The organism is Micromonospora sp. NPDC049107 (genome assembly GCF_040648595.1).
Lineage (GTDB): Bacteria > Actinomycetota > Actinomycetes > Mycobacteriales > Micromonosporaceae > Micromonospora.
Window position 1 is genome coordinate 21,282 of the sequence record NZ_JBEZEC010000008.1, and the last position, 24,270, is coordinate 45,551.

Annotated in this window: 22 protein-coding genes, 1 tRNA gene and 1 other RNA gene; 13 read left to right on the forward strand and 11 right to left on the reverse strand. The window is 70.7% G+C overall.

Annotated elements, in window-relative coordinates; all coding sequences use genetic code 11:
* The first annotated feature begins 95 nt into the window (after positions 1 to 95).
* From prfB to AB0B55_RS20115, 8 genes are all read left to right on the forward strand, one after another.
* Positions 96 to 1,217 carry a peptide chain release factor 2 gene (prfB, locus tag AB0B55_RS20080; RefSeq protein ID WP_357134759.1) on the forward strand — a complete coding sequence of 374 codons (1,122 nt, stop codon included), beginning with the start codon at positions 96 to 98 and terminating at the stop codon, positions 1,215 to 1,217.
* Positions 1,218 to 1,335: 118 nt separating this feature from the next.
* Positions 1,336 to 2,016: a cell division ATP-binding protein FtsE gene (ftsE, locus tag AB0B55_RS20085; RefSeq protein WP_007455859.1), complete on the forward strand. Its 681-nt coding sequence runs from the start codon at positions 1,336 to 1,338 to the stop codon at positions 2,014 to 2,016.
* A gap of 68 nt (positions 2,017 to 2,084) precedes the next feature.
* On the forward strand, positions 2,085 to 2,960 hold the full coding sequence (gene ftsX, locus AB0B55_RS20090; RefSeq protein WP_355052001.1) for a permease-like cell division protein FtsX: 876 nt from the start codon (positions 2,085 to 2,087) through the stop codon (positions 2,958 to 2,960).
* Positions 2,961 to 3,264: 304 nt separating this feature from the next.
* Complete coding sequence (gene smpB, locus AB0B55_RS20095; RefSeq protein ID WP_124775313.1) at positions 3,265 to 3,744, forward strand: SsrA-binding protein SmpB; 480 nt, start codon at positions 3,265 to 3,267, stop codon at positions 3,742 to 3,744.
* A gap of 104 nt (positions 3,745 to 3,848) precedes the next feature.
* Positions 3,849 to 4,224: a transfer-messenger RNA gene (ssrA, locus tag AB0B55_RS20100) on the forward strand.
* A gap of 83 nt (positions 4,225 to 4,307) precedes the next feature.
* Positions 4,308 to 4,940 (forward strand): hypothetical protein, encoded by a 633-nt coding sequence (locus tag AB0B55_RS20105; RefSeq protein WP_357172819.1) that lies wholly within the window; start codon positions 4,308 to 4,310, stop codon positions 4,938 to 4,940.
* Positions 4,941 to 5,095: 155 nt separating this feature from the next.
* Positions 5,096 to 5,569 (forward strand): hypothetical protein, encoded by a 474-nt coding sequence (locus AB0B55_RS20110; protein ID WP_357172821.1) that lies wholly within the window; start codon positions 5,096 to 5,098, stop codon positions 5,567 to 5,569.
* 44 nt (positions 5,570 to 5,613) lie between these two features.
* Complete coding sequence (locus AB0B55_RS20115; RefSeq protein ID WP_357128004.1) at positions 5,614 to 6,573, forward strand: hypothetical protein; 960 nt, start codon at positions 5,614 to 5,616, stop codon at positions 6,571 to 6,573.
* An 18-nt stretch (positions 6,574 to 6,591) separates the two neighbouring features.
* Here AB0B55_RS20115 and mdlC read toward each other — a convergent pair whose 3' ends face one another.
* Both mdlC and AB0B55_RS20125 read right to left on the reverse strand, forming a co-directional pair.
* Complete coding sequence (mdlC, locus tag AB0B55_RS20120; protein ID WP_357172824.1) at positions 6,592 to 8,187, reverse strand: benzoylformate decarboxylase; 1,596 nt, start codon at positions 8,185 to 8,187, stop codon at positions 6,592 to 6,594.
* 123 nt (positions 8,188 to 8,310) lie between these two features.
* On the reverse strand, positions 8,311 to 9,111 hold the full coding sequence (locus tag AB0B55_RS20125) for an S-methyl-5'-thioadenosine phosphorylase (protein WP_357127998.1): 801 nt from the start codon (positions 9,109 to 9,111) through the stop codon (positions 8,311 to 8,313).
* 172 nt (positions 9,112 to 9,283) lie between these two features.
* Here AB0B55_RS20125 and AB0B55_RS20130 point away from each other — a divergent pair, with 172 nt between their 5' ends.
* Both AB0B55_RS20130 and AB0B55_RS20135 read left to right on the forward strand, forming a co-directional pair.
* On the forward strand, positions 9,284 to 9,874 hold the full coding sequence (locus AB0B55_RS20130) for a YqgE/AlgH family protein (RefSeq protein WP_357127995.1): 591 nt from the start codon (positions 9,284 to 9,286) through the stop codon (positions 9,872 to 9,874).
* Between the two features lie 87 nt (positions 9,875 to 9,961).
* Positions 9,962 to 10,034, forward strand: a tRNA-Ala gene (locus AB0B55_RS20135).
* A 41-nt stretch (positions 10,035 to 10,075) separates the two neighbouring features.
* Here the strand turns inward: AB0B55_RS20135 and AB0B55_RS20140 are convergent.
* The 7 genes from AB0B55_RS20140 to AB0B55_RS20170 form a co-directional block, all read right to left on the reverse strand.
* Positions 10,076 to 11,329 (reverse strand): HAMP domain-containing sensor histidine kinase, encoded by a 1,254-nt coding sequence (locus tag AB0B55_RS20140; protein ID WP_357127988.1) that lies wholly within the window; start codon positions 11,327 to 11,329, stop codon positions 10,076 to 10,078.
* Positions 11,326 to 11,982, reverse strand: coding sequence for a response regulator transcription factor (locus AB0B55_RS20145; RefSeq protein WP_357127985.1), 657 nt, complete (start codon positions 11,980 to 11,982; stop codon positions 11,326 to 11,328). Before AB0B55_RS20145 ends, AB0B55_RS20140 begins: the two co-directional genes overlap by 4 nt.
* Before the next feature lie 70 nt (positions 11,983 to 12,052).
* The gene (locus tag AB0B55_RS20150) at positions 12,053 to 13,312 is read right to left on the reverse strand and encodes a cation:proton antiporter (RefSeq protein ID WP_357127982.1); all 1,260 of its coding nucleotides are present in this window, start codon (positions 13,310 to 13,312) and stop codon (positions 12,053 to 12,055) included.
* A complete protein-coding gene (locus tag AB0B55_RS20155; protein WP_357172827.1) occupies positions 13,309 to 14,553 on the reverse strand; it encodes a cytochrome P450 in 1,245 nt (414 codons plus the stop codon). Before AB0B55_RS20155 ends, AB0B55_RS20150 begins: the two co-directional genes overlap by 4 nt.
* A 5-nt stretch (positions 14,554 to 14,558) precedes the next feature.
* A complete protein-coding gene (locus AB0B55_RS20160; protein ID WP_357127976.1) occupies positions 14,559 to 15,548 on the reverse strand; it encodes an alpha-hydroxy acid oxidase in 990 nt (329 codons plus the stop codon).
* A gap of 1 nt (position 15,549) precedes the next feature.
* Positions 15,550 to 17,112 carry an FAD-dependent oxidoreductase gene (locus AB0B55_RS20165; protein ID WP_357173319.1) on the reverse strand — a complete coding sequence of 521 codons (1,563 nt, stop codon included), beginning with the start codon at positions 17,110 to 17,112 and terminating at the stop codon, positions 15,550 to 15,552.
* Positions 17,105 to 18,622, reverse strand: a complete 1,518-nt coding sequence (locus AB0B55_RS20170) for an aromatic amino acid ammonia-lyase (protein WP_357127973.1) — start codon at positions 18,620 to 18,622, stop codon at positions 17,105 to 17,107. The genes AB0B55_RS20165 and AB0B55_RS20170 overlap by 8 nt, the downstream gene beginning before the upstream one ends.
* Before the next feature lie 63 nt (positions 18,623 to 18,685).
* Between AB0B55_RS20170 and AB0B55_RS20175 the strand changes: the two genes are divergently transcribed.
* Together AB0B55_RS20175 and AB0B55_RS20180 are read left to right on the forward strand one after the other, a co-directional pair.
* The gene (locus AB0B55_RS20175; protein ID WP_357172830.1) at positions 18,686 to 20,224 is read left to right on the forward strand and encodes an NAD(P)-binding domain-containing protein; all 1,539 of its coding nucleotides are present in this window, start codon (positions 18,686 to 18,688) and stop codon (positions 20,222 to 20,224) included.
* Positions 20,214 to 21,596, forward strand: a complete 1,383-nt coding sequence (locus AB0B55_RS20180; protein WP_357172833.1) for a fatty acid--CoA ligase family protein — start codon at positions 20,214 to 20,216, stop codon at positions 21,594 to 21,596. The genes AB0B55_RS20175 and AB0B55_RS20180 overlap by 11 nt, the downstream gene beginning before the upstream one ends.
* Before the next feature lie 56 nt (positions 21,597 to 21,652).
* Here AB0B55_RS20180 and AB0B55_RS20185 read toward each other — a convergent pair whose 3' ends face one another.
* Together AB0B55_RS20185 and AB0B55_RS20190 are read right to left on the reverse strand one after the other, a co-directional pair.
* Positions 21,653 to 22,951: a hypothetical protein gene (locus tag AB0B55_RS20185; protein WP_357172836.1), complete on the reverse strand. Its 1,299-nt coding sequence runs from the start codon at positions 22,949 to 22,951 to the stop codon at positions 21,653 to 21,655.
* A 150-nt stretch (positions 22,952 to 23,101) separates the two neighbouring features.
* Positions 23,102 to 23,224, reverse strand: coding sequence for a 50S ribosomal protein L36 (locus AB0B55_RS20190; protein WP_030490864.1), 123 nt, complete (start codon positions 23,222 to 23,224; stop codon positions 23,102 to 23,104).
* Between the two features lie 139 nt (positions 23,225 to 23,363).
* On the opposite strand from AB0B55_RS20190, the gene AB0B55_RS20195 reads away from it, so the two are divergent.
* The gene (locus tag AB0B55_RS20195; RefSeq protein ID WP_357172839.1) at positions 23,364 to 24,266 is read left to right on the forward strand and encodes a lytic polysaccharide monooxygenase; all 903 of its coding nucleotides are present in this window, start codon (positions 23,364 to 23,366) and stop codon (positions 24,264 to 24,266) included.
* Positions 24,267 to 24,270 lie beyond the last annotated feature (4 nt).

Genomic DNA, 24,270 nt, shown 5'->3' on the forward strand with positions numbered 1-24,270 from the left:
GAACGGGCCGCGGCTTCCGGAACGCGGAGTTTATTTGGCGCGGACCTGCGGGGCTCGCAAGCTCACTCCTCGTCCGCGCAGTACGCTTGTCTGTCGTGACCGCTGCCGATTACGCCGAACAGCTCAAGGAACTCGACGCGACCCTGCGCAACATCGAGGCCGTCCTCAATCTGGACCGGCTGCACGAGGACAAGGCCCGCCTGGAGCAGGAGGCGTCCGCCCCCGACCTGTGGGACGACCAGGCCAAGGCTCAGCAGGTGACCTCGCAGCTGTCGTACGTCAACGGCGAGATCAGCAAGCTGGGCAGTCTGCGCTCCCAGCTCGACGACGCCCGGGTGCTGCTGGAGTTGGCCGAGGCCGAGTCCGACCCCGGTGTGCTGACCGAGGTCGAGGCGGAGATCACCGGGCTGACCAAATCCATCCAGGAGATGGAGGTCCGCACCCTGCTCTCCGGCGAGTACGACTCCCGGGAGGCGCTGGTGGCCATCCGGGCCGGCGCGGGCGGTGTGGACGCGGCGGACTTCGCCGAGATGCTGCTGCGGATGTACCTGCGCTGGGCCGAGCGGCACGGCTACCCGACGGAGGTCTACGAGACCTCGTACGCCGAGGAGGCGGGCCTGAAGTCGGCCACCTTCGCCGTCAAGGTGCCCTACGCCTACGGCACGCTCAGCGTCGAGTCGGGCACCCACCGGCTGGTCCGGATCAGCCCGTTCGACAACCAGGGCCGCCGGCAGACCAGCTTCGCGGGCGTCGAGGTGCTGCCGGTCACCGAGCAGACCGACCACATCGACATCCCGGAGAACGAGGTCCGGACCGACGTCTACCGCTCCTCGGGCCCCGGTGGGCAGAGCGTCAACACCACCGACTCGGCGGTCCGACTCACCCACATCCCCACCGGCATCGTGGTGACCTGCCAGAACGAGAAGTCCCAGCTGCAGAACAAGGCCTCCGCGCTGCGGGTCCTCCAGGCACGGCTGCTGGAGCGCAAGCGCCAGGAGGAACAGGCCAAGCTGGAGGGCCTCAAGGAGAACGCCGCCGGCTCGTGGGGCGACCAGATGCGCTCGTACGTCCTGCACCCGTATCAGATGGTGAAGGATCTCCGAACCGAGCAGGAGACCGGCAATCCGAGCGCCGTCTTCGATGGCGAGCTGGACGGTTTCATCGAGGCCGGTATCCGTTGGCGTAAGCAGCGGCAGCTCGCCAGCGACAGTGCGTAACGATGCGTGGGCGGAGCGCGTCATCGATCTCCAGGTGAGAGCCTGATTCGACGACGCGCGCCCCAACTGCGGGGCGTGGGGCTTGGCTCAGTTGTTACACCGCGTAGACTCACCACCCGTGATTCAGCTTGAGCAAGTGACGAAGACGTACCCGAAGGCGTCCCGGCCTTCGCTCGACAACGTGTCCGTCTCGATCGAGAAGGGCGAGTTCGTCTTCTTCATCGGTCCATCCGGCTCCGGCAAGTCCACCATCATCAAGATGCTGCTGCACGAGGTGACCCCCAACAAGGGACGCGTCATCGTCAACAGCAAGGACGTCACGTCGATGCGCTCCTGGAAGCGACCCCACTTCCGGCGTTCGATCGGCTGCGTCTTCCAGGACTTCCGGCTGCTGCCGAACCGCACCGCCTACGAGAACGTGGCGTTCGCTCTCGAGGTGATCGGCAAGACCAAGGCGGTCGCCCGCCGGGTCGTGCCGGAGGTGCTGGAGCTGGTCGGGCTCGGTGGCAAGGAGCATCGCTATCCGCACGAGCTCTCCGGTGGTGAGCAGCAGCGGGTCGCCGTCGCCCGGGCGTTCGTGAACCGTCCGCTGATCCTGCTGGCGGACGAGCCGACCGGAAACCTGGACCCGGACACCTCGATCGAGATCATGCGTCTGCTGGACCGGATCAACCGCACCGGCACGACCGTCGTGATGGTCACGCACGACTCCAACATCGTGAACCAGATGCGCCGCCGCGTCATCGAGATCGAGAGCGGCCGCATCGTGCGTGACCAGGCCCGCGGCGTCTACGGGTGAGCCGGCGCTTCACCCCTTTCGCAGCCTGACGACGAACACCTCATGCCGGAGACCCGGAGGAAATCCCGATGCGCGTGAAATACGTCCTGTCCGAGGTACTGGTCGGACTGTGGCGCAACGTGACCATGACCGTCGCGATGATCATCACGATGGCGGTCTCGCTGACCATGCTCGGTGCCAGCGGTCTGATGTACCGCCAGGTTGACGACATGAAGGACCTCTACTACAAGAACATCGAGGTCTCGATCTTCCTGACCCAGGAGGTGAGCGAGCAGCAGCGCACCGACCTGAACGACAAGCTGAAGAACGACCCCCTGGTCAAGGACGTCATCTACGTCAACAAGGACGAGGCGTACAAGAAGTTCCAGGAGATGTACCAGGACGCGCCGGACCTGGTGAACGCGGTCAAGCCGGATCAGCTTCCGGAGTCGTTCCGGCTCAAGCTGAAGAACCCGGAGCAGTACAAGAACATCTACGACCAGTACAAGGAGACCGAGGGCGTCGACGAGATCGTCGACCAGAGCCGGCTCCTGGACAAGATCTTCGACGTGCTCACCGCGATCCAGAACATCGCCCTGGCCGCCGCGGTCGTGATGGCGATCGCCGCGCTGCTCCTGGTGGCCAACACCATCCAGGTCGCCGCGTACAGCAAGCGGCGCGAGGTGGCGGTCATGAAGCTGGTCGGCGCGTCCAACTGGTTCATCCAGGCGCCGTTCGTGTTGGAGGCCGTGGTAGCCGGTCTGATCGGCGCACTGCTCGGTCTGGTGGCGCTGGTGGCAGCGAAATATCTGCTCTTCGACGGGTCACTCAAGGCGTTGCAGGGTCTGCTGTCGCCGATCAGCTGGGGCGACATCCTGGTCATCTTCCCGCTGATGGCCTTCGTCGGTGGCCTGGTCAGCGCCGCCACCGCCTGGATCACCCTGCGCTTCTACCTGCGGGTCTAGGTCCTGTTTCACAAGAACTGGTCGGCCTGCGGCGGGCCCGGACGACGACCGGCGGCGTTGCGGGGGTGTCCGGATACAGCACCGGTATCCGGACACCCCCGCGCCTTGCCGGATCGCCGCCCGGACTCCGCCTCGGCTCGACCGCCCTCATGAAACAGGACCTAGTCGAGTTCGTCGTCTGACAAGGACCCTCCCGCCGCCGGAAATAAACGGCGCGGGAGGGTCCTTGTTACTCCGGTAGCATGATCGGTTGTCCGGCCGGGGTGACCCGCGGTCGGACGAACCAGGGAAGGGGGTGGCGCCGATGCCACGGGAGAAGGGGCGCAAGGTGGTCGCCTCCAACAAGAAGGCGCGCCACGACTACGCGATCCTCGACACGTACGAGGCGGGCATGGCGTTGACCGGCACCGAGGTCAAGTCGCTGCGGGCCGGGCGGGCGTCGCTGGTCGACGCGTTCGCCCAGGAGCGCGACGGCGAGCTGTACCTGCACGCGATGCACATCCCGGAGTACACCCAGGGCACCTGGACCAACCACGAGCCCCGGCGTACCCGCAAGCTGCTGCTCAACCGTGGCGAGATCGACAAGCTGGTCGGCAAGACCCGGGAGGGCGGTCTGACCATCGTCCCGTTGCAGGTCTACTTCTCCGACGGTTGGGCCAAGGTGGAGATCGCCCTGGCCAAGGGCAAGAAGTCGTACGACAAGCGGCAGGACCTCGCCAAGCGGGACGCGGACCGGGAGATCGCCCGGGTGTCCGGTCGACGCGGCAAGGGAATGGACGACTAGTTCATCCTGTTTGTCCGGGTCGGCGTGCCGCCCCGGGGCTCGGGATGAAAGCGGTTGCGGCAGGCGTTAGGCTTGTCAGTGCCACCACATCGGTGGCCTGTCGAGGGGGTGACTGGTTTCGACTTCGTACGCAGCGACAGGGGAAGCGAGCCGAGGAAGCCGACGTCGTCTCGAGAATCGGTCGTCGGAAACTTATAAGCGCCAAGAACACTCGCGCTGACTTCGCTCTCGCCGCCTGAGGCGAGTAGCTAAGTCTGTCGGCCTGGGAACGCCTTCGTCCCAGTAGCCGGCATCAGCTAGAAGGCTGGCCAATCGGACCCGGTCGCGGGGTCCGTGCGGCGAGATCAATCAGCGACTGGGCCCGTCACACCAACTTGCTCGCGTGAGCGGTGGGGCCGAGTAGAGGCACAGCGAGCTGCGCTCGGAGAAGCCCTGACAAACCGGCGAAGGACCCGGGTTCGATTCCCGGCACCTCCACCACCTCGAAACGATGCGCCCCGGCCCACCGGCCGGGGCGCATCGTCGTATGTGACGAGTGGGGCTTCGCCGCCTACGCTGCGGCTGTGGCGAACCAGGGACTGCGTCTGTCGGTCGGCGCGTCAGCCGGTCAACGCACGCTCGCGGTGGTGACGGGGGTGCTCGTCGCGGCGGTCGGGGTGGCATTCGTGCTGGGGCCGGTGATCGCCGGCGGGCTGCTGCGTCGCCTCACCGGCCCCGGGGACGGGTTCGCCACCTACGAGGAGGCCCGCGATCTGCCGCCCGGCATGCTGCCGCCCGCGCTGCGGGAATCCGGAGGCGGGTCGGGGCGGGGGCTGTTCCTCGGGCTGTGTGGGCTCCCGTTCGTCCTGCTCGGTGTCTACCTGGTGCTGCGGGTGCTGCGGACGGCCGCGTGGTTGGACGGGAGCCGGGTGCACGTGCGAGGTGCGCTGCGCAGCCGAACCGTCGATCTCGCCAACGTACGCGTCGACCCCGGGCCGTACCGCGACCCGGAGGGCCGTGGTGGTCCTTCGGCCATCGTCGTCACCGATCGGGTCAGCGGGCAGCGGGCTACGATCCCGCTTCGGGGCATGGGTCTGCCGGTCCTGCCGCCGCCCGAGCTGCGCGCGCTGGCTGACGCGTTCGTCGCGGGTGGGCCCGAGGCTGCACCCGACGCTCGCGCCGTCGCCGCCCAACTGTGCCGACTGGCGGACGCCTGAGCTGCCGCGACCGGTGCCGGCGCTGCGACATCCGCGACCCCTGGGCCACGAGTGGGCCTTGTGACTGATGAGGTGGATGAGCACCAGAAGGACCCTGGACAGGGCGAACGGGCGGGTTCACCATCACGGTACGGGGTAGCGGCGCGGGAGGTGCCATGGTCACCGGTGGAGTCCAGCAGCCGTCGGGCGCGACCCGTCCGCATCCGTCCGACCTCGCCGCCGGGCCGATTTCCGCCGGGCTCGCCGCCGACCTGCACGCCCTGACCCGGGCCGTCGCCGTCGTAACGACCGAACCTCGTTGGCGCGATACCGTGCTGCTGCGCCTGCGTCCGGTCCGGCGGGACTTCGCCGAGCACGTGCGGGTCACCGAGGGGTCGGCCGGCCTCTATCGGGAACTGCTCACCCACTCGCCCCGCCTCGACCACGGCATCCGGCTGCTGACCCGGGAGCACGCCGCGATCGTCGCCGCGATCCTGGCCGTGCAGCGGGTCGCGGAACGGCCCGAGGCCAGCCCCGACGAGCTACGCCACTTCACGGGTCACCTGCTGGGGGTGCTCGCCCGGCACCGGCGTCGTGGCGCGAACCTGCTGTGGCAGGCGTACCAGACGGATCTGGGTGGCGAGACCTGAGCCGACGCCGGAACCGACGCCGCGGCGGCACCGTCGAACCCGGCATGCGTCGACCGGTCCTGCTGCTCGTTCTGCCCCTGCTGTCCATGGTGGCCTGCGCCACGCCCGGCCTCGGCCCCGCCGCCGATTCCGCCGTCGGCCCCACCGCGTCGACCCACCGTGCGTTCGACGACCGGGCCGCCGCGGTCGCTGCGGCCTGGCGGCCCGGTCCCGGTTGGATTGACGGGTACGTCCCTCTCCAGGCCCCGACCGTGCTCACCGGCGATCCGCGTTTCACCCCGGACACCGAGACGGCCTTCCGATCCGGCTGGTACCGCGCGCAGGTCGCCATCCCGTCGACCGGTGTCAGTGGCGAGATCCGTTTTCCGGACGGCCGGTTGACCCTGCCGCTCATCAGCGCCGCCGAGGCGTACCGGCAGCTCGCCCAGGGCGACCCGCTGCCCTGCCCGGGTCGGCCGAAGCGGCCCGGACTACCGACCCCCGGCGGTCCCACGGTCGAGCCTGGGCCGGACGGTTGGGCCACCAGCACGACGCAGACGGCCTGCCTCCCGCTGACCGTCACCGGGGTGACCCTCGGCACCGTGCCCGTCCGTACGAGTCGGGGCGAGGCGCAGGTCCCGGCGTGGCTGTTCACGGTGGAGGAGTTGGCCACCCCGGTGGCCCAGCTCGCCGTCGCGCCGACGGCGGTCACACCGGTCCCCTCGGTGTCCCCACCGACGCAGCCGCCACCGGACGGGGTGGTCGCCGCACAGGACCTCGTGGCGGTGGACGGCGCACGACTGACCGTCCGCCTCGGCGTCGGCTCCTGTGACACGGGCATCAGCCCGCTGGTGTCGGAACGGCCGGACGTGGTGGTGGTCGGCGGCACGGTCACCCGCTCCACCGGCGTCTGCAACGCCATGCTCAAGCTGCAGCCGGTCACCGTCACCCTGGACGCGCCGCTGGGGGCACGGCCCGTGCTGGATGTCGTCAACGGCGCTCCGCTGTCGATCGCCCCGCGGTGACGACGCCCCGTACGCCGGTCAGAGGATCGTGGGCACGTCGGTGCTGATCGGCACCGGCAGTACGGTGGGACCCCCGGCGCGCAGCCCGGCCGCGAGGGCCGCGCCGAACTCGTCGGGGGTTCGCACCACCTCGGTGGCGCAGCCGTAGCCGGCCGCGATGGCCGTGACGTCCAAGCCCGGCAGGTCCAGCCCGGGCACCCCCGGTGTGTCCTTCAGCTCGGCGAACGCCTTGAGGATCGCGTACTGCTGATTGATCGGCACGACGACCACGACGGGCAGGGACAGGCGCGCGGCGGTCCAGAGCGCCTGTACGGAGTAGTGGAACGAGCCGTCGCCGATCACCGCGACCACCGGCCGGCCGCGCCCGGTGTCCCGTTCCGCCAGGGCCACCCCGATCGCGGCCGGCAGGCCGTAGCCGAGGCCGCCGCTGGCCATCGTGAAGTACGACGCCGGTCGGGTGATGCGCAGGTTGCGGCGCAGTGCGGCCAGGTTGGACGGTGACTCCTGGACCAGCACGCCGTCGGCCGGCCAGTGCGCGGCCAGCGCGGCGAACATCGCGTCGGCGCTCAGCGGCACGGTGACCGCCGGCGGCGGCGGGACGGACCGGGGTGCCGGCGGCTGCCGGCCGGCGGCCGGCACCAGGTCGAGCAGGGCGGTGAGGGCCAGTCCGGGGTCGCTGAGCAGGCTGTCCCCGACCGGGGCTCGGGCGGCCTCGTCCGGGTCGTCCGTGACGTGCAGCAGCCGGGCGCCCTCCGGCAGGTGGTTGCCCGGCACGTGCGGGTAGTAGCGGAACACCGGGGCGCCGACGACCAGGACGGTGTCGTGCCCGTGCAGCGCCTCGGCGAGCGGCCCGATGGCGAACGGCAGGACGCCCCGGAACTGTGGGTGGTCCTCCGGGAAGACGGCCCGCTCCGGTGCCGGTGCCGACCAGACCGGTGCGGCAAGTCGCTCGGCCAGCGCGACGGCCGCCGGCCAACTGCCGGAGCGGTCCACGCCGGGGCCGAACACCAGGACCGGGTCGCGGCTGTCGGCCAGCACCCGGGCGAACATCTCCAGCCGCTGCGGGTCCGGCCCGAAGCGGGTCGCCACCGAGCGCGCCGCGGGCGGCGTCTCGGCGGGCTTGGCCCAGTCGTCCATCGGCAGGGAGAGGAAGACCGGACCGACCGGGGGCTGTACGGCGGTCGCGTACGCCCGCAGCAGCGCCGCCGGGATGTCCTGCGCGCGGACCGGCTCGTAGCTCCACTTGACGTACGGCTCGGGCAGCTCGACGGCCCGTCGGTTGGTCAGCCGGGGCTCCAGCAGCAGCATCTCCCGGGTCTGTTGACCGGCGGTGACGATCAGTGGCGTCTTGTTGTGCCAGGCGGTCACCAGGTTGCCCATCCCGTTGCCCATGCCCGGCGCGGTGTGCAGGTTGACGTGCGCGGGCCGGCCGGCGGCCTGGGCGTACCCGTCGGCCATCGCCACGGCCGTGGCCTCGTGCAGCGCGTGGACGTAGTGGAAGTCGGCCGGGAAGTCCTGCAGGAACGGCTCCTCGGTGGAGCCGGGGTTGCCGAAGACGGTGGTCATGCCCAGGGTGCGGAGCACGTCGTACGTCGCGTCCCGGACCGTTGCCATCGTCGCCTGCCTCCGCTCGCGCGCAGGGGCGACCGTGGGCCGCCCTCCCGATCAGCCGAATCTATCGGGATGTGACAGACCTTTCGGGCTTTTCCGGCGTCCGGGGAGGTCGTCCGGGAGCGCTCAGGGGAGCGTGAAGGGCAGTTTGATGCCGTCCAACGCCCGACCACACGCGCAGTCCTGCTCGGCGGGGAGCGCGGCCAACGCGTCCAGCAGCACGTCCCGCAGCCGGTCGGTGTTGGCCGCGAACACCCGGAACACCTCCTCCTGGGTCACCGTCTCGCCCGCCTGCACCCCGGCGTCCAGGTCGGTGATCAGCGCGATGGAGGAGTAGCAGAGCGCCATCTCCCGGGCGAGCACCGCCTCCGGGTGGCCAGTCATGTTGACGACAGTGCCGCCGATCGACGCGTACCAGCGGGACTCGGCACGGGTGGAGAACCGGGGGCCCTCGACCACCACCACGGTCCCGCCGTCCACCGCCGTGACGTCCCGCCCGGCCGCCGCCGTGAGCAGGGCGTGCCGGCCCTTCGGGCAGTACGGGTCGGCGAACGGCACGTGCACCGCGCCCTCGTCGTAGTAGGTCTGCACCCGTCCGCTGGTGCGGTCGACGAGTTGGTCCGGCACCACGAACGTGCCCGGGCCCAGCTCCGGGCGTAGCCCGCCGACCGCGCACGGCGCCAACACCTGTCGTACGCCGAGCGAGCGCAGCGCCCACAGGTTGGCCCGGTACGGGATTCGGTGCGGTGGGAACCGGTGGTCGGAACCGTGCCGGGGCAGGAACGCGACCCGTCGCCCGGCCACCTCCGCGATGGTCACCGCGTCCGACGGTGGGCCGTAAGGGGTGCCCAGCTCATGGGGGGTGCCGTCGAGGAGCGCGTACAGCCCCGAGCCGCCGATCACCGCGAGGTCCGCCGTCGGTGCCATAGAACCTCCGTCGCAACTGTCCGATCACCCGCCGCTCAGACCTTAGCCAGCGCCCGGGACGCAGGCTATGGTGCCAGGCATGGCGTTGACAGCGCGGCTGATACCGATGCACCGTGCGGAGGCGGCGGATGACGGATCCCGGGTGCGGGCTCACGGCTGACGGGTAGGTGGGATGCAGGGAGAGGGCCAGGCGATCGGCGGACGAGCGATGGAGTTGATGACCGGGCGGCTGCTGGTCGCGACTCCGGCGCTCAAGGACCCGAACTTCGACCGTACGGTGGTGCTGCTGGTCGCCCACGAGCCGGGCGGCGCGCTCGGCGTCGTCCTGAACCGGGCGACCGAGGTGCCGGTGGCCGAGGTGCTGGGCGACTGGAGCGACCTGGCTCGCCACCCGGCGGTGCTCTTCGAGGGCGGCCCGGTGCAACCCGACTCGGCGATCTGCCTGGCCCGGATGCGGCAGCCGCTACGGCGACTCAAGGGCTTCCACCAGGTGTCCGGGGCGGTCGGCACGATCGACCTCTCCGTCGACCCGGAGAAGCTGCGCGAGAGCATCGGAGGCATCCGGGTGTTCGCCGGCTACTCCGGCTGGGGCAGCGGCCAGTTGGAGCAGGAGATCGCCGACGGGTCCTGGTTTGTGCTGGACGCCCTGCCCGGCGACGCCTTCGTCGACCGCCCGGACGACCTGTGGCCGATGGTGCTGCGCCGGCAGGGCGGGATGATGGCCGCCGTCGCCCACTTCCCGCCGGACGTGGCGCTGAACTGACCCCGCCCCGGTGGGGACCCCGCGAGATGACCATGCGGGCGGGTCTGTGTATAGTTTCCCAGTGCCCGGGCGACCGGGGCGAGGCAAGGGGCCGTGGCGCAGCTGGTAGCGCACCACACTGGCAGTGTGGGGGTCAGGGGTTCGAGTCCCCTCGGCTCCACCCTTGTTTGTGCAGCTCAGCGGCTTGGTCGGGGATACCGATCAGGCCGCTGAGCTGTTTCGCGTGGTACCTCGCCCGATCGGGGCGCTCAGGGGAGTCTGCGGCGGAACTGTCGGTAGCCGGACGATGAAGGTCGCCCCGGCGCCGGGCCGGCTGTCGGTGGAGATCGTCCCGCCGTGGCTGGTGACCACCTCCTTCACCAGGGCCAGGCCCAGACCGAAGCGGCGGTCCGCGGCCCCGGCGCCGCGGTGGAAACGGTCGAAGAGGTGTGACGCGTCGGCGGGGTCGAAGCCGGCTCCGCTGTCCATGACCACCAGGTCCGCGCCCCGGCGCGAGGTGTGCAGTGCGACGTCGATGCGACCGCCGGTCGGGGTGTGGGTGAGGGCGTTGGCGAGCAGTTCGCCGACCACGCGGCGCAGGGCCGAGGCGATGCCGCAGACGAGAACCGGGGTGTCCGGGACGGTCATGTGCAGTTGGACGCCCTGCTCCCCGGCGCGGTCGGCCTCGCAGTCGACGGCCTGGGCGGTGAGGAGGGCCAGGTTGACGGGCTCGGCGGGGTGCCGGTCGACCGGGGTGGCGGCGAGGCGGGCAGAGAGCAGGAGCTCGTCGACGATCTCACCGAGCCGGCCGGTGGTCTCGATCAGGCGGTCGTAGTCGGCACGGTCGGCGCCGGCGCGGCGGGCCAGGATCTGGGCGCGGGTGTGTACCTGAGCGATGGGGGTGCGCAACTCGTGGCTGGCGTCGGCGACGAACCGGCGTTGCCGGCCGAGCGCCTCGGCGAGCGGCGCCACGGCTCGGCGGCCCACGGCGATGCCCGTGAGCGCTGCCGCGGCGAGGCCGACGATCGCGGCGAGGAGGAAGGCGGCGAGCAGGTGACGCCGGTCGGAGAGCTGGAAACGCGCGTCGAACACCGCTTGCACGACTCCCGTGCCGCGGGGCTGGGTGCGGACGTAGTAGGTCGTGCCGTTGCGGTCGACCTTGTCGCTGTGGACCTGGCCGTCGAGGGCCGCCGCGTCGATGGCGGACCGCAGGGGGAAGCCCGGCGGGGGCGGGTTCCGGCCCAGGTCGATGCGGCCGCCGTCGGACAGGATGATCCAGCTGCAGGCCGGCGGTCCGTTGATGGTGCCGTGGACCACGCCGTAGCTGAGCTCGCGTTCGATCTGTTCGTGCTGGTTGTGCAGCAGAGCGACGTAGGAGATGGCGGCGCCCAGGGCGAGTAGCGCCGTCATCGTGAGTCCGACGAGCAGGCTGACCCGAGCCCTGGCCCGGCGCAGCATGGTGTCCTCGAAACTCACAGGGTCCCCAGCTTGTAGCCGAGACCGTGGACGGTCCGGATCACCGAGCGGCCGAGCTTGCGGCGCAGGTAGTAGACGTACGTGTCGACCAGGGACGCCGCGGCGGCCTCGTCGAAGACCCGGCTGCGCAACTCGGAGCGGGAGTGGACGGTGAGCGGCCGGGCCGCGAGCACCCGGAGCAACTCGAACTCGCGTGCGGAGAGGGCGACCCGGGTGCCGTCGGGCAGGACGGCGTCGCGGGCGGAGAGGTCGAGCTGGCCCGACCCGAATCGCAGCACCTCGGTGGAGTCGGTGGTCCGGCGGCAGAGTGCCCGGATTCGGGCGCTCAGCTCGTCCAGGTCGAAGGGCTTCGTGAGGTAGTCGTCGGCGCCCGCGTCGAGGCCGGCGACCCGGTCCTCGATGGTGCCGAGCGCGGTCAGCAGCAGCGCCCGGGCGGCCACCGCCCGGGAGCGCAGCCGCACGACCAGGTCCAGCCCGTCGAGGGCGGGTAGGCGTCGGTCGATCACCATCACGTCGTACGGCCGGGTGAGCCCCAGGTGCAGACCGCGCTGGCCGTCGGGGGCCTGGTCGACGACGTATCCCTCGCCGGTCAGCGTCTCGGCCACCATCCCGCGTAGCTCCGAGTCGTCCTCGACGAGCAGGAGTCGATTCATGTATAGATAGTGACACCGGCAGATCGAGATGTCTCTATGTCTCGGAAAACTTGTCGTCGCAAACAACAATCTACGGGGTTCCGGCGGTGACGAGCGAGGGCGCAGCGGCGCGAGTGCGGGCCTCGCGCCGCTCGATCCAGCTCAGCAGCGGTGTCGTCATCAGCGTCGTGATGAGCGCGACCAGCACCAACACCGTGAAGAGCGACGGGTTGACGATGCCCGCCTCCAGACCCACGTTGAGCGCGATCAGCTGCATCAGGCCACGGGCGTTCATCAGGGCGCCGACGCGCAGGGCGACCCCGTTCGGCTCACCGCGCATCCGGGCCGCGGCCCAGCAGGCGCCGTACTTGCCGGCAATCGCCACGGCCACACACGCGGCGGCGAATCCGAGGACGGCGGGATTGCCCAGCAGCGCGAACTCGGTGCGCAGCCCGGAGTAGGTGAAGAACAGCGGCAGGAACACCGTCGCGGCGATCGGCGACAGCGTGTCGACCACCTTGTCGGTCTGCTCGGAGCGCGGCATCACCACGCCGACCGCGAAGGCGCCGAAGACCGCGTAGAGCCCGATCTCGTCGGTGTACCAGGCGACCAGGAAGAGCAGCGCCACCGTGCCGAGCAGCCGCGCGCGGTCGCCCGGGAACCCCATCACGTAGCCGGTCACCCGCCGCCCACCCAGCCACAGCGCCACCCCGAACAGCACCGCGCCACCCGCGGTGACCAGGGCCGGGCCGGCTTCGCCCGAGGCGAACGCCAGCACCACCGCCAGCATGATCCACGCGACCATGTCGTCGATCGCGCCGCTGGCCAGGGCGAGCATCCCATGCCGGGTACCGGTCTGGCCGCGCTCGGTGATTATCCGGGCAAGCATCGGAAAGGCCGTGATCGCCAGTGCCACGCCGACGAACGCCGCGGACACGCCGAGCGACACGTCGTCCGCACGGATCGGTACGAAGCCCGCCACGCCCAGGACCAGCAGGATGCCCAACACCAGCGGCGCGGTGACACCCGCGAGCGACACCGCTCCCGCCGTGCCGGCGAGATTGTTCAGCCGGTGGGAGGTGAAGGCGTATCCGGCCTGGAACATGAACAGCACCAGGCCGACCTGGCCGACCACGTACAGGATCGGCAGCAGCGGCGCGGGAAAGAGCGCGGCCTGCGCGCCCGGCCAGAGCAGGCCGAGCAGCGACGGGCCGAGCAGCACCCCGGCGAGCATCTCGCTCACGACGGCGGGCTGGCCCACCTTGCCGAGGAGCCAGGCGACCAGCTTGCAGAAGAGCAGGATGACCGCGACCGCGATGAAGAACCGCGGGGCGAGTTGAGTGGGCGTCACGAGCCGACCTCCTCGAAGAATCGGGTGCACAATTTCTGTCGTCGGGCGTCGACGACCATCCACGTCCCGCAGACCAGTTGCTTCACCGAGCGGCCCACGTCGAAGAGCCGGTCGCGCTGCCGCATGAGAGCGAGCCGCTTGCCGCCGGGCCCCGGAAGGCCCCGGGGCGTCAGGTACGCCGGACCGCGACTGGGCAGCGACCGGGTGTGCGCTGCCGACGAGCTGACCGAGAAGCGCCGTAGCACCTCCCGGGTCGCCGCGCGGAGCTGGACCGGTGCCGCGCCGCGCGCTGGACAGGCCCGGTTGGCGTTCACGCCGTACGGGATGAAGTGCGCGTCCTGCCGACGCAACGACAGCCAGCGGTCCGGGTCGAACTCGTCGTCGGCGGCGGGACCGGTGCGCTGGTAGGCCCGGTAGTTGAAGAGCAGCACCGATCCGGTGGGGAGGGCGTGATCTCCCACGGTGATAGGTCCGGAGGTGATCCGGTGTGCGATACCGAACAGCGGATACACGCGGAGCGTCTCGTCGATGATCCGGTCGAGGGAGTCGTCCGACGTGTCCTCGACGGACCGGGCGCACAGCAGGATGTGTGTCATGGCCTCCGACATCTGCACCACGGCCGTGTTGAAGAACGCGCCCTGCAGGTACCAGGCGGTCTCCAGGGCGGTGAAGGGCGGCGGCAGCACGACCGGGCACGTCCCCGCGTCGATCCGGTCCAGCAGGTAGCGGGTCAGCCGATCCCGCCGGGACATGTGCCGCAGACCCATCCCCTTCAGCGCGGTGACCACGTCGTCCGCGTTCGCCACGACGAGGTCCCGCACCTCGCGCGGGCAGGCCGCGCCGAACACCAGCTCGTACGAGACCTCGGCCCAGATCGGCATCATCAGGTCCCGGAGCCGTACGTGGCTGATCCGGTCGGTCGGAAGAGCGTCGAGGATCCGCCGGGTCGCGGCCGTCGCCAGCTCGTCGGAGCGCGGGTGGGGGACGGCCAGCACCTGACGTGTCGTCCGCGCGACCGTCTTGTACCGCTCACCGGGCTCAAGGTGCTCCTGATGCATGTGCGGGCCGGGCGCGAGCCAGTACCAGAACAGGTCCGACAGGCCCGCCCCGCGGCTGCGCCCGTCGGCGGCCGGGTCGCTGTAGACCCGCTCGAAGTCCTCCGGCCCCACCAGCGGCCCGGGGATGGGAACGCCCTCGGTCCCATTGACCCGTTGGAAGATCCACTCTCGGAGGTCGACCACGGCCTTCACCGGGTCACCACCACATCCGGCGTCAGGTCGGCCGGTCGCCGCGCTCCGGCCAGGGCGAGGGCATGATCCAGCTCGCCTGTGATCCGTTCGAGCACCTCCCGTACGCCCACCGACCCGGCCGCCGCGAGCCCCCGCACCACCGGCCGCCCCACCAGCACCGCCCGCGCTCCGAGCGCCAGCGCGACCACCACGTCGGTGCCGCCGCGCACACCCCCGTCGAGCAGCACCGGAAGCTGCCCCTGCACGGCTGCCACCACCGCGGGCAGCGCGTCGAGCGTGGGAACCGTCCCGTCGAGCTGTCGTCCGCCGTGGTTGGACACGATCACACCGGCGGCACCGTGCTGGACCGCGAGGCGGGCGTCCGCGGGATGCAGGATTCCTTTGAGCAGGATCGGTAGTCCCGTGACACCGCGCAGCCACCCGATCCGGTCCCACCCCGCCGTCGCGTCCATCGCGATCGAACGCACCCGCCCTGTCGCGTCGCGCATGTTCTCGCAGGCGTAGCCGGGCGGCAGGTCCGTAAAGCCGTTGCGTTGGTCACGCTCGCGCCTTCCGAACACCGGAGAGTCCACGGTCACCACCAGCGCCTGGCAGCCCGCCGATTCGGCGCGCTTGACCACGTACTCCGTGAAGTCGAGGTCGGGTTGCGGGTACAGCTGGAACCACAGCGTCCCGCCGGCCGCCGCGATCTTCTCGACCGGTTGGGTGGCGGCCATGCTCACCACCATCGCCGTGCCGGCCGCCGCAGCCCCCCGCGCGGTGGCCACCTCGCCCTCGGGATGCGCGAGCCGGTGGAAGGCCGTCGGAGCGACCAGCACCGGTGCGGCCAGCGACGTGCCGGCCACCGTGGTCCGCAGGTCGCGCTCGCCGGTCGCCCGGAGCACCCGGGGCACGAGCCACCGTCGCGCGAAGGCCTCCTCGTTGCCGGCCAGGGTGCGCTCCCGCCCGGCGCCGCCCTCGAAGAAGTCCTGGTGGACGGGGTCCATGTCAGCCCTCGGCACCGGACAGGCAACGGCGGAGAAACTCCTCGAGTGGCCCAACGTGGACGTCCGGCCGATCCCACCGGTTCTCCAGGTTCTCGGCAAGGTGGTGGGTGCTGATCAACTGGCCATCGCGGTGGTAACGGACCACCGGGTGCAGGTACGCCGCGTCGTGCGCCTGCCCCACGACATCCTGGGCGACCCGGGACACGGTGATGTCGAACGGGTCGACCTGGTCGTGGTCGGGCCCGTACTCCAGCGTGACGACGAATGCCTGGTCGTACTCGTGGTCGGCGGTGTGCAGGCCCGTCGACACGAGGTAGTCCACCGGCACCTCCTCGTGGTACCGGGCCTCGTCTCCGGCGACGGTGAGCACGTCGGCGAGGAACCCGAACTGCTGCCACAGGGCCGAGCTGCGGTTGACCCTTGCGATGACGGCCGCGGTCATGGCCGCCGGCTCGGCGGCGAGCCTGTCCGACGGCCAGTCCGTGGCGTCGTACCGGCGGGAGAGGATCCGGTGCAGAGCGCGTACGGCGTAGCGGAAGCCGTGCACGAAACCGCTCGTGGACTTCTTGAAGTCGCGTACCTGCGAGATCGTCCCGGCGAAGAACAGCCCCGGCACGTTCACCGACTCCCACGCTTCGGTCTGGGCCGGGAATCGGTCCCTGATGGCGAGCTGGGGTCGGGCCGAGGAATCGAAGATCGAGGCATCGAACCGGAATCCGGTACACGCCAGCACCCGGTCGTAGTGCAGTTCCTTCACGACCTCGTTGGCCCGGGAGAAGCTGAACGTGACTTTGTACCCCGTACCGTCGCGCTCGATGCTCTTGATCGTGCCGTCGAGGATCGCGTTCGCGGACTTGAGCTGATAGGTGTCCAGGAAGTTGTTGTTCACCGCGCGCAGGTGCCCGACGTAGTGGGTACGCCACGCCATCCGGACCGAGCTGGGCCCTGCGACGTGGATCAGTGTCGTGGTCTCCATGAGGCTGTCGGCGGTCTCGAAGGCGGAGTTGCCCTTGCCGATGATGAGGACCTTCTGGTCGAGATAGTCACGCGGCTCGACGCTCATCACGTCGTACCCCTCGGCCAGCTCGAATCCGGCGATGTCCGGCTCGTAGGTCTTCGAGACGCCGGTGGCGACGATCACCGCGCGGGCCTCCCAGCGCTGGTCGCCGGCCTCGACCGTGAAGACGTCGTCGTGCTTGGACACCCGGGTCACCCGGGTGCCGTACCTGACCTTGACGCCCGTCTTCGCGGCGAAGTCCGCGAGGTAGCGCACCATCACGTCGGCATCCGGGAAGTACCGCTCGGTGTACTGCGTGAACAGCAGCGCCGGATCGTCGGTGAGCAGGGAGTTCCAGTCGAGCCGCAGATTCAGCTCAGGATCGTCCGTGCCGGTGTGCGGCTTGTTGATCGAGATGAGTGTCCGGTGCCGCGGATAGGTGGCGAAGAACGCCCCCGGCCCGTCGGCGCCCTCCAGCACCAGATAGTCGCGCGTGCCGTCGGCTTCGAGCAGGGCGGCGAGCTGAAGACCGGCCGGACCGGCCCCGATGATCAGGTAATCAAGCATCACGGCGCTCACCGTACGAGTCGGAAATCAGAGATTTTTCAAGCTCTTCCAGAATCGCGACCGCCGTTCGTACGTCCCCGTCGAGTGGTCGGTCCGGGTCGACCGGGGGTATCGCCTCCTCCAGGGCCCGCAGAGCACGGTCGCAGCCCACCGCCGTCGGGCGGCGCGCTCCGACATGCACCGCCTGGCGCAGACCCAGTCCGAGCGAACCGGTGATCAGGCGCAGGAGTTCCGCCTGGTCCAGGGCGCGGAGCGCGGCCTGGGTGCCGAGCGGGATGACGTCCTGGTTGTGCAGGTTGGTGGGGAGGCTCTGCGCGCTCGCGGGCACGGTGTCCCGCCTGATCTCGGTGATGAGCGCCGTCGACGCGAGCTGGACGCCCTGTAACCCGTGCTGCTGCCCCGGCCCCGCCGCGAGCATCGGCGGCAGCCCGCCGTTGCGACCCGGATCCACCAGCAGGTCGAGCTGGCGCTCCGCGAGGTTGCCGATCTGGGCGATCACCATGGACAGGACGTCGGCGGCGAAGGCGGCGGGCTGACCGAAGAAGTTACCGCCGTGCACGACCTTGTCGTCGTCCGGAAAGAACAGCGGGTTGTCGCTCACCCCGCCGAGGTCGGCCGCCACGACGCCGTCCACGTAGCGCAGGGCGTCCTCGGCCGCTCCGAGCAACTGCGGCGCGCAGCGGATGCTGTACGGCTCCTGCAGGGGTCTGCTGCCGGACGGCCGCAGCCCGGCACAGGTCGCCCGCATCGCGGCGCCGACGTCGATGGCGCCGGAGTGGCCGTAGGCGGCCAGCAGGGCGGGGTCGAGGAACTGCGGGTCGCTGCCGAGCAGGTCCGCGAGGAGGCACGTCAGCGTCTGGACCACACGGTGCGCGGTGCGGACCCGGGCCAGGGCGAGGGTCAGCGCCGCGGTGGTCAGCGACGTGCCGTTGACGAGCGCGAGCGCGTCCCGGCCGTCGAGCGGCAGCGGCTCCAGCCCGGCCTTCGTCAGCGCGTCCCCGGCAGGCATCCGGACGCCGTCCACATAGGCGTGTCCACGGCCGCGCAGCGCCTGGGCGGCGGCACCGAGCGGGATCAGATCGCCGCTGGCGCCCACCGAGCCGAGCCGGGGCATCGCCGGCGTGAACGTCGTGCCGAGCATGGCCGCGAGCGCGTCGATCACGTGCGGCGAGACCCCGGACGCGCCCCGGGCCAGGGACCAGGCGCGGACCAGCAGCGTCGCGCGTACGACATCCGGGGCGAGGTCGGGTCCCTGACCCGCGCCGAGGTGGGCGAGGGTGTTGTCGGCCTGGTCGCGTTGGTCGGCTCGGCCCGCGTACCCCACCAGCGCCCCGAAGCCGGTGGTGGCGCCGTAGATGGCCCGGTCGTCGCCGAGTGCCTTGCCGAGGAACGTCCGGCCGCTCGTCACCCGGCCGCGCACCTCGTCGCTGATCACGAGCGTGACCGGGCCGGCCGCGAGGCGCAGGTCGGCGGGGCGCAGCGGTGCTGCCAGATCCACCTGAATCGTCATGGAACCGGATGCTAGAAACAGTTTCTCAGAGCGCTCTGAAATCGCCTCAGTACATTTCGCCGCATGACGCACGATTGCCTGATCATCGGAGCCGGACCGGCGGGTTTGCAGCTCGCGGCCCTGCTCGAGCGCGACGGTCACGACTATGTGGTGCTGGAGGGCGGCCCCCGTCCGGGCATGTTCTTCGAGACCTATCCCCGGCACCGCCAGTTGATCTCGATCAACAAGGTGTGGACCGGCTCGGCGGACCCCGAGTTCAATCTACGGTCGGACTGGAACTCGCTGCTGTCCGACGATCCGGCGCTGCTGTTCAAGAACTACAGCACGCGTTACTTCCCCGCCGCTGAGGATCTGGTGCGTTATCTCGCCGACTTCGCGCGAGGTCTGCGCGTCCGTTACGACACCCGGGTAACGGCGGTGTCGAAGACCGGTGACGTGTTCACGGTGCAGGCCGGCGACCAGGTCTTCAAGGCCCGCAGAGTCGTCGTCGCCACCGGCGTCTCCCAGCTCTACGTGCCGCCGATCGAGGGCGTGGAACTGGTCGAACGCTACGACACGGTGAGCGTCGACCCCGCCGATTTCGTCAACCAGCGGGTGTTGATCGTCGGTAAGGGAAACTCGGCATTCGAGACCGCTGACGCGCTGATCGAGACCGCCGCGACGATTCATGTCGCCGGACCGCACTCCATCAGGCTGGCCTGGCAGACCCATTACGTCGGTCACCTGCGCGCGGTGAACAACAACTTCCTGGACACCTATCAGTTGAAGTCGCAGAACGCCGTCCTGGACGGCACGGTGGAGCGGATCAGTCAGCGGGAGGGCGGCGGGTACCGGGTGCTCTTCCGGTACGCCCGGACGGTCGAGAATCTGCGCGAACTCGAGTACGACCGGATCATCCTCTGCACCGGGTTCCGCTTCGACGCGTCCCTCTTCGCCGAGTCGGCCCGGCCGGAGTTGGTCATCAACGATCGGTTCCCGGCGCAGACCCCGGCCTTCGAGTCGGTGAACGTTCCCGGCCTCTACTTCGCCGGCACCCTCAGTCAGCAGCGTGACTTCAAGAAGTCCACGAACGGCTTCATCCACGGCTTCCGCTACGCCACCCGGGCACTGCACCACATCATCCGCGAGCGGCACCACGGTGAGCCCTGGCCGTCCCGGCAGGTCGCGCTGACGCCGGAGGCGATCGCCGCCTCGATCATCGCCCGGATCAACGTGACCTCGGCGCTGTGGCAGCAGTTCTCGGTGCTCGGCGACGTGATCACGGTCGAGGGCGAGGCCGCCCGCTACCGGCAGGAGGTGCCGGTCGCCTATCTGCGGGACGCGGAGCCGGACGTGTTCGCGCTCGTGATCACCCTCGAGTACGGCCCCGACCACGACCACGTCGACCCGTTCGACATCACCGTGCCGCGCCCGGCCGAGAACGACGCGACGGCCGCCCAGGACGCCACCTACCTCCACCCGGTGGTGCGGGTGTGGCGCGACGGGCAGGTCGTCGCCGAGCACCACCTGGCGGAGAACCTGGAGAACACCTGGGACCTGCCGACCGTGCATCAGCAGCCCCTTGAGGTCTTCGTCAAGGGTGTCCTCGCCGATGCCCGCTGACGTCTGGCCGCAACCAGTCCTGGACCTCCTGAGCGCCGGCGGGGACCGGCCGGTCTTCGAGGACGGGCCGGTCGTCACGACCGCGTCGGAGATGGCGGGGCTGATCCGGCGTATCGCGGCCGGGCTGCGCTCGTGCGGCGCGGGGCCGGGCGTGGGTGTCACGCTCGACCTGCCGGTCACCGCCGCGGCCTTCGCCGCCACGGTTGCCGCCTTCGCCGTGGGCGCGCGGGTGTCCGGGTGGCGTGCGGACCTGAGCCCGGCACAACTGTCCGGCTCCCTCGTGGTCGACCCGACTCGGCTGGCCTCGTTCACCGAGCAGCCTGACGACGGGCTGGCACTCGTCGCGGCGGGACGGGCCGAGGATCCCGCACGGATCATCTGGACCAGTGGGAGCACGGGAACACCGAAGGGCGTGGTCCAGACCTACGCCGCCATGTCGGCGTCCTGGGTCCCGTACCCGGACCGGTGGCCCCCGGCCGTCGCCGAACTGGCCACCCGGATGCAGCGCTACCTGGTCTTCGGCTCGCTGGCCAGTCAGGTGATGCTGGAGTACGGCATCCTCTCCCTCGTGGCGGGCGGCACCCTCGTCGTGGCGCCCCGGCCGGTCTTCCCGGACGCCCTGGTCGAACACCGGGCCACGGCGAGCGTGATCACGGTCGGCAAGCTGCACCAGTTGATCCGGGACCAGCGCTCCCACCCGGTGGACCTGCGTCACCTGCGGGCGCTGATGGTCTCCGGCTCGCCCCTCGCGCCGGGCCGACTGGCCGAGGCGCTCGACGTGCTGGGTCCGGTGCTCTTCCACGGCTACGGCCAGACCGAGACGTCGATGATCGCGATGGTGACCCCCGCCGAGATGCTGACCGACCCCGCCACCCTCGCCACGGTCGGCCGCCCGGCCGTGGAGGTCGCTCTTCGCGACGGGGAGATCTACGTCCGCACACCCGCGCAGGCATCGTCGTACTGGCAGGACCCGGACGAGTCGGCCGAGGTGTTCGTGGACGGCTGGGTGCGGACCCGTGACCTGGGTGAACTCGACGCCGACGGTTACCTGCGGCTGCTCGGGCGCACCCGGGACGTGATCATCATCAACGCGCAGTTGGTCCATGCCGGAGCGGTGGAGCGGGCGCTCGCCGCTGACCCCACGATCGCCGAGGCGTACGTCGTCGGCGATTCGGACGAGGCGACCGGCGAGGCCGTGCACGCGTTCGTGGTGCCGGCGGCCGGGAGGACACCCGATCCGGACCTGCTGCGCAAGCTCGTGGCCGCACAGGTGGGCGACCTCGCGGTGCCGCGCACCGTCACGGTCATCGACCGGGTCCCGCTCGCCGCCAGCGGCAAACCCGACAAGAGTCAACTCCGACAGCTCCGGTAGCGGAGTTGCGCGAGACGCCCTGACCGAGGCGGCGGTCAGGGCGTCTCGCCGTCGGGCTACTGGCCGAAGCGCGCCCGGATGTCGTACTCGTAGGACGCCTTCTGCCAGATCACCGAGAAGCGGCCGGTCGGGCTGGACGCCGGCTGCGCGTACCGCCCGTCGGGGGCGATGATCTCGTCCGCCCCGAACGTGCCGTCCTGGCCGATCGTCCGGGCGTGCACCTGCGTGGTGGAGACGTCCGGACCCCAAGCCTGCCAGGTGACCAGGCCGTCGCCGTCGTCGTCCAGGGCGACCTTCGGCCAGTCGCCGACGCCGAGCCGGGTGACCGTGCCGAGCACTCCGGTGGAGGAGATCGAGCGGGCGAAGACCTGGATACCCTCGGGAGTCCAGCGGCCCCAGGTCAGCACCGCGTCGCCGTCGAGATCGCCGGCGAGTTCGTCGAAGAGGCTCAGCTCGTGGGCGGCCGGCGAGACGCTGAGGACGCTGCCCAACGTGTCGGCGTGGCTGTAGTGCCGGGCCCGCAGGCGGGGCGGCTCACCCGCCTTGGACCACCGGTAGCTGATCACCGCATCGCCGTCCCGGTCCACGGCGAGCGAGACGCTGGCGTACCTAACATCGGTGGCCCGTCCGGCGATGACGCGCAGCGGCGCGACCCCCTCCGGGCGGACCCGACGCGCGACGACGCGCTCGTAGCTCTCCGTCCAGGCGACGACGGCGGTCCCGGCGCGGTCGACGCCCACTACCGGCTGGTCCACGCCGACACCGAGGGTCAGCTCGGGGCCGAGGGAGCTGTCCGCGCCGAAGTAGCGGGCCTTCGTCGTGTACGCGCCGTCGCGGATCTCGGTCCAGGTGACCAGCGCCAGCCCTGACGGGTCGACCGCGACGGCCGGACTCACCCCGTGCCACGTGGCGATCATCTGCAGCGGACCCAGCTCGCCGGTGGCGGACACCCGCCGGCCGGCCACGAGGCCGTCCTGCGTCCACACCACGGCCGAGTCGCCGTCGTCGTCGGACGCGACCTTGGGCCAGAAGGCGGACGCGCCGAGCGGCGAGAGCGTCTGGACCGGGCCGGCTGTGCCGTCGACCGAGACGAGCTGCGCCTTCACCTGGTCGTTGCAGCTACTCGCGTTGTTGTCGCAGCCCGCCCAGGCGAGCAGCGAGTCGCCCTGCCGGTCGACCGCCACGAAGGGCTGGTCCAGCCCGCTCCAGCCGGGCTCCGACACGACCTGGATCGGCGACCAGGTGGCCGCCCACGCGGGTGCCGGCACGGCCGCCAGGGCCGCCAACACGCCGACCACGCCGGCGGTGAACTGTCGTGTACGCCGTCGGGTCGCTGTTCTGTCTGGTCCGTGCACCGTCGCCCCCTCGATCGATGAACATGCTTGATCAGGAGGGATGATGCCATCGAGTCACGCGCACCGCTCGTCGAGAACGGCTACGCGAAACGCCCCGACCGGATGGTCCCGGTCGGGGCGTTCTCGACTGTATGTCCGCTAAGAGGCGTATCAGCCCTGGCGGCTCTTCCACTGCGGGTTCGCGCGGTTCACCACGACCACCCGGCCGCGACGACGGACCACCACCGAACCGGGCTTCTGCTTGAGCGCACGCAACGAGCTACGTACCTTCATGTCTGCCTCCTCGGCCTGGGGGTCTGGCCTGAAATCCGTACCGGTTATCGGAACGCCGGTGCCCGCCGCGTGATTCCCAGGCCCCGGGTGTCGAACCTTTGACCTCCCGCGCCCGTACCAGTGGCGGGAGGTTCAAGCCATGAGGGTGCGTCGGATGCTCGTCGTGGTGCTCGTCGTCATGGCGGCGGCACCGCTGGGCGCGGCGCCCGGCTGGGCGCACGGCGCCCCCACCGATCCGGTCAGCCGGGCGGCGGCCTGTGGGCCCGAGGGCCGGTACGCGTCGACCAGCGCCTGCCGGGCGGCCGTGGCGGCCGGCGCGGCGGTGCGCGAATGGGACAACGTACGCGTCGCGGCCATCAACGGTCGGGACCGGGAACGGATCCCGGACGGGGAGCTGTGCAGCGGCGGGCTCTCCGCGTACCAGGGGCTGGACCTGCCCCGGACCGACTGGCCGAGCACCCGGTTGACCACCGGCGCGACGTTCACCTTCCGGTACCGGACCACCATCGAGCACCGGGGCACCTTCCGGCTCTACGTCACCACGCCCGACTACGACCCGCGTAAACGGCTCACCTGGGCAGATCTGGAGCCGCGTCCGTTCCTGACGCGGACCGACCCGCCGGTGCGGGCCGGCGCGTACCAACTGGCCGGTCGGCTGCCCACGGGGCGTACCGGCCGTCACCTGATCTACACGATCTGGCAGAACTCCAACACCCCGGACACCTACTACTCCTGCTCCGACGTGGTCTTCGCCGCCCCGGGCGGGACCGGGACGCGCGCGTCGGCGAAGGCGTCGGCGCGTACCCCCGCGAGCCGGCCGGTCGCCAGCGAGTCGGCGGTGGCGGCGGCGGCCGACCCGGGCGTGCCGGTGGCGTCGGTGCGCGACCTCGACGGCCGGTGGCCGGTGCTGGCCGGCGCGGCCGTCGTGCTGGTCCTGGCGGTACTGGTCGGCGTGGGTCGGCGGCGACGCGACCCCGTCGCGCCGACGGGACCACGGTGCGAGGTGCGCAACCACCGGGCCGGGCGGCGCCGGATCTGGTGACCCG